At 46.3% G+C, this 4,351-nt stretch carries 7 protein-coding genes; 3 read left to right on the forward strand and 4 right to left on the reverse strand.

Annotated features, from left to right (window positions below):
- The first annotated feature begins 136 nt into the window (after nucleotides 1-136).
- Both IM319_RS04980 and IM319_RS04985 read left to right on the forward strand, forming a co-directional pair.
- Nucleotides 137-781: a lysophospholipid acyltransferase family protein gene (locus IM319_RS04980; RefSeq protein WP_287075732.1), complete on the forward strand. Its 645-nt coding sequence runs from the start codon at nucleotides 137-139 to the stop codon at nucleotides 779-781.
- A gap of 197 nt (nucleotides 782-978) precedes the next feature.
- On the forward strand, nucleotides 979-1,257 hold the full coding sequence (locus tag IM319_RS04985; RefSeq protein ID WP_287699175.1) for a hypothetical protein: 279 nt from the start codon (nucleotides 979-981) through the stop codon (nucleotides 1,255-1,257).
- Here the strand turns inward: IM319_RS04985 and cbiB are convergent.
- Genes cbiB through IM319_RS05000 form a run of 3 tightly spaced genes read right to left on the reverse strand, consistent with a single transcriptional unit; the run spans nucleotide 1,198 to nucleotide 3,045 of the window.
- The gene (gene cbiB, locus IM319_RS04990; protein ID WP_287687075.1) at nucleotides 1,198-2,178 is read right to left on the reverse strand and encodes an adenosylcobinamide-phosphate synthase CbiB; all 981 of its coding nucleotides are present in this window, start codon (nucleotides 2,176-2,178) and stop codon (nucleotides 1,198-1,200) included. The genes IM319_RS04985 and cbiB overlap by 60 nt on opposite strands.
- A 2-nt stretch (nucleotides 2,179-2,180) precedes the next feature.
- Nucleotides 2,181-2,654, reverse strand: a complete 474-nt coding sequence (locus tag IM319_RS04995; protein ID WP_287687074.1) for a GFA family protein — start codon at nucleotides 2,652-2,654, stop codon at nucleotides 2,181-2,183.
- Complete coding sequence (locus tag IM319_RS05000) at nucleotides 2,602-3,045, reverse strand: Rrf2 family transcriptional regulator (protein ID WP_287075738.1); 444 nt, start codon at nucleotides 3,043-3,045, stop codon at nucleotides 2,602-2,604. Before IM319_RS05000 ends, IM319_RS04995 begins: the two co-directional genes overlap by 53 nt.
- Nucleotides 3,046-3,345: 300 nt before the next feature.
- Between IM319_RS05000 and IM319_RS05005 the strand changes: the two genes are divergently transcribed.
- Nucleotides 3,346-3,735, forward strand: coding sequence for an AbrB family transcriptional regulator (locus IM319_RS05005; RefSeq protein ID WP_287734865.1), 390 nt, complete (start codon nucleotides 3,346-3,348; stop codon nucleotides 3,733-3,735).
- Between the two features lie 268 nt (nucleotides 3,736-4,003).
- On the opposite strand, the gene IM319_RS05010 is transcribed toward IM319_RS05005, so the two are convergent.
- A complete protein-coding gene (locus tag IM319_RS05010; RefSeq protein ID WP_287687073.1) occupies nucleotides 4,004-4,132 on the reverse strand; it encodes a YqaE/Pmp3 family membrane protein in 129 nt (42 codons plus the stop codon).
- Nucleotides 4,133-4,351: the final 219 nt, after the last annotated feature.

Here is a 4,351-nt window from a genome sequence, read left to right on the forward strand (position 1 = left end):
GGACAAGCTTTTCTGAACGCAACCCCCTAAGCCGAGTTTTCAAGGTGCTGTCCGCCCACTTGGTTTTCGAGACGGTCTTTTTAATTCTAACGTAAAGCCAACCTAGAACGGCGGGGTTTCCCACCCAAAATTTTCGATGAACCAGCCTCAAGAGCGAGAACCTTTTGCCAGTTTAGTTTTATATCATCTCTTTAAATGGTCGATCGTTAGCCCAACCCTACACGGCTATTTTCGCGGTCGCGTTTACGGAGTGGAAAATGTCCCCCGGCGTCATCCTCTGATTATCGTCTGCAATCACGCCAGTTACTTCGATCCACCCCTATTATCCTGTGCCGTGCGTCGTCCCGTAGCTTATATGGCTAAAGAAGAATTATTTACCATCCCGATTTTAAAACAGGCGATCGCTCTTTATGGGGCCTATCCCGTCAAACGCGGCAGTGGTGATCGCGGGGCAATTCGGGCGGCGATGGGAGCATTAGCGGCGGGCTGGGCAGTGGGAGTGTTTCTGGAGGGAACCCGCACTGAGGACGGATTGATCCATCAACCAAAACTAGGCGCGGCGATGATTGCCGCTAAAGCGGGAGTTCCTCTGTTACCCGTCAGTTTGTGGGGGACAGAAAAGATTTTTCAAAAAGGTTCTTCTTTTCCCCATAGTATCCCCTTAACTATTCGCATCGGGGAAGTGCTGCCGCCACCGATTTCTAACAAAAGAGAAGCTTTACAGGCAGTTACCGAGCGCTGTGCCGAAATTATTAACGGATTACACGCCCTCGGACGCTAAATCGACCTTTTAAACAGGATTTAGTCTTAGATTTCTTTCCCCTACACTTTGAAGTGGGGAATGTGGGTTAAAATTGGCATAACTCGACCATCGCCTCGACCATGTTCTTTTTTGTCCTCGGCTTCAATCTAGGCCTAACTTTATTTAATTGCTTTCTAGTCTGGAAATTGTGGCAATTGCGGCGGATTTTAGGGCGAGTGACCAAAATTTTAAACCGGGTGGAACGACGTTTACACCACATTTTTTACCCCGCTCCGGAACATATTATCATCGCCGGAGCGAAAAGCTATTATCTCAGACAAAACTATCAACGTCTCTGGGGACAGATACAGATACTGCAATCCCTATTCTTGACCTTCTCCCTGATTATCCGTTACTGGCAGCGTCAACCCCGTCAACGCCGTCGCCTGTGGTCGCTACAATTGAGCAAAATCTCTAGCAATCAAGCAGCTGACAGCAATCACCAGCCAAAGTAATACACAAGTACGAGTTAAATTCAAAGCCTGTTCGACGGTTTTGACGGTAATCGGGTTGAGGTTATCGCCCAATAAAGGTTTTTCCACAATCTGGCCCCGATATTGATTTTTACCCCCCAATTGCACCCCCAAAATCGCCCCATAGACGCATTCACTCCAACCAGAATTAGGACTAGGATCCCGACGGGCATCGCGCCAACAAATGCTTAAAACCCGCTCCGGCTGGCCCGAAATTAGGGCGAGAGTTAATACCGTCAAACGACAAGGTAGCCATGTCAAAACATCCTCGCTTTTGGCACTAAACCAACCAATATGGGTGTAGGGTGGCCGACGATAGCCAATCATCGAATCGAGGGTACTAGCGGCTTTATAAGCGCAAGCGAGGGGAACTGGCCCCACCCCCAGAAAAGCACCGAGAAGGGCATAAAAAAGCGGCGCGGTAACTCCATCCACACCATTTTCACTGACGGTTTCTAATAGGGCGCGGAGGATTTCTTCCCGGCCGAGATTATCTGTGTCGCGACCAACGTATAAACTTAGTTGGCAACGAGCTAAGGTGATATTTTCCGCTTGTAAAGGTGCAATGACTGTTTCGGCAGCCCTGCGTAAACTTCTGCCGGCTAAACAACTAGCTAGGAGAATCATTTGTACTAGGTAACTCAGGAGCAAATTGACCTGACCTAACCATTGGATTCCTAGCCAAGTTAAGACCCCAGCCAAGATAATTAAACCTAGTCCCAGAATTATGCCCGCTAAACGTTGGCGAATTTTTTCCTGCGTCCAATTAAGGATAACTTTTGTGGCAACGGCAATAATCGCCCCCATCACCTGCACTGGATGAATCCATCCCCAAGGATCGCCGATCAGATAATCTAAAACTGCCCCTAATACCAAAATGATCGCCGTTGCCGCTTCCTTCACAATTACTCCCTTTTCCCATCGATATCCCGAATTTTCTCAATATTCTCTTCCCAGTTAGCCCCATCAAAGAACTGGATCTGAAAATCTTCTAAGACATTGCCCTCCAAACAGCGCAGGTTTATATCTATAGCGTCAGGATGGGAGCGGGGACGATAGAAAGGATGAATACCACAAACACGACAAAAATAATGTTGGGCTGTGTGGGTATTAAATGTATAGGTACTTAAGAAATCTTCACCGCTTAGGAGGGTAAATTGTGCTGAAGGAACAATCAGATGCAGAAAGCCTTTTTTCTGACAAATCGAACAATTACAGTCTAGAGCTTGCTCATGCTCGATCGCCACTTGAAAACGGATCGCTCCACAGTGACAACCCCCCCAATAAATCTTTGCTTGTGTTGTTGCTGTCATAACTTCTAAACTACTAAACAATAAAGCTGGTTTCCTCTCCCCTAGCGGCGATCCAGCTACGGGCATCGTAGTATAAATCGGCTAAGGTAATCTTCCCTAGGGCTTCTTTTAATTTCTCGTGTAGGTGTTTCCAGATAGTAAATGTCACCCAATCTTCTGCCTGTTCGTCCTTGGGATGATAGCCTGATAATGGCTCGATCGTCTCTCCCACTGCCTCCAAAATTTGCCCCAACGAGATACGATTTGCCGGCCTGGCCAATTGATAACCCCCTTGCGCTCCCCGAAAGGAGCGAACTAACCCCGCTCGTCGCATTTCTATCAGCAATTTCTCTAGATAAGCGGCCGGGATATCTTGACGCAGGGCGATCGATTTTACCGATACGGGAGTTCCCCTCGGTTGTAAACTAAGATCCAGCAAGGCTTTAACACTATAGTGACCCCTAGTTGTTAGCTTCATTATCCCTCATTTTTACCTCTTGATCTCTATCCTACCCCCTGCTCTCATTGATGACAGAAAGACTAACCTCCCTTACCTCAGCATCTCGATCAACATTGATAAATTCTGTTAAGATTTCGATCAAGAGATCCAGTGTAATCACTTACAATCAATTTCCTCAAGCAAGTGATAATTTTTAGTTTATACCGTGTAAGATGAGTGTAGAGAGCAATCGTAACCCGATTGTTTCTGGTCAGGGGAAGCAATTCTCCTTGACTAGCCTTGATGACCCTAACCTTTACTTATCTGCTGCGAACTTAAATGAACCAAACCACCAATCCAGAACCCCTGACTGGCCTCGAACTAATTGAGAAAGTTAAACAGCTAGGCAACCTCAGCAAAGAGGAAAAAGCCCGGGAATGCGGCTACTACACCATGACAAAAAATGGTATTGAACGCGTTAATATGATGAAATTTCTCAATGCTCTAATCGATGCCGAGGGAATTGACTTAGATAGCAGTGCCAATGGCCACGGACGAGGTGGGCGCTCGGCCAGCTACCGGATCAGTGTCCAATCCAATAATAATCTCCTAATCGGTTCGGCCTACACCAAAAAAATGGGACTCAAACCGGGAGATGAATTTGAAATTACTTTGGGGAGAAAACATATTCATCTCAAGCAAGTTGGCGCCAACGACGACGACGAATAGCAATAATTAAGGAGAGAGCCGTTTAACTCTCTCCTTGCTATGAGATAAGCTCTTGTCCATTGAAACTGGGTATTTTATCCTCAATCAGTCTTTAAGCATCTAGATCAAAGACTCCGTTCGATATGTCTGGTTAATTTTGTCCTATTAACCGCGTGTAATATACCTCTCCAGAAATCAGGCTAGAAGACTGATCCACCCAGCTAAAATCTTCATTATTGGAGATGTCTAATGCAGCGACTAGAAAAACTGGCATCTCCTGGGGTGCTAATTAGGAATTCTCCGCTTCTTTGGAGACAATCCAGAAAGCGTGGATAATGCCGGGGACATAACCGATTAAAGTTAAGATGATGTTATTGACATCCTCGCCGCCGTAAAACGGACGGCGATTCCTCACCACGCCACTTTTTTAGAATGGTCGCTGAATGGGGTTGACGCTTCACGGGATGCTGCTTCTTTAACAGAAGTCTTACGCTTTCCTCCACGTCCGTTTTCAGTGTCCGAATGCCCTCCGGCCACTTTGAACAAGTCGAAAAAATCTCATGTTCAACCTTATTTCCTAGAAAGTTTTACTCGTTCAAGGCCGAATTTGAAGTCTTTTCTGAACGAAACCCCTTAC

The organism is Microcystis sp. M113S1 (assembly GCF_020246945.1).
Taxonomy (GTDB): Bacteria; Cyanobacteriota; Cyanobacteriia; order Cyanobacteriales; family Microcystaceae; genus Microcystis.

Coding starts and splice junctions, on each gene's coding strand:
- IM319_RS05000 (WP_287075738.1), bottom strand. CDS start 3,045: ATGAAGCTAACAACTAGGGGTCACTATAGTGTTAAAGCCTTGCTGGAT.
- IM319_RS04995 (WP_287687074.1), bottom strand. CDS start 2,654: ATGCCCGTAGCTGGATCGCCGCTAGGGGAGAGGAAACCAGCTTTATTG.
- IM319_RS05005 (WP_287734865.1), top strand. CDS start 3,346: ATGAACCAAACCACCAATCCAGAACCCCTGACTGGCCTCGAACTAATT.
- IM319_RS04980 (WP_287075732.1), top strand. CDS start 137: ATGAACCAGCCTCAAGAGCGAGAACCTTTTGCCAGTTTAGTTTTATAT.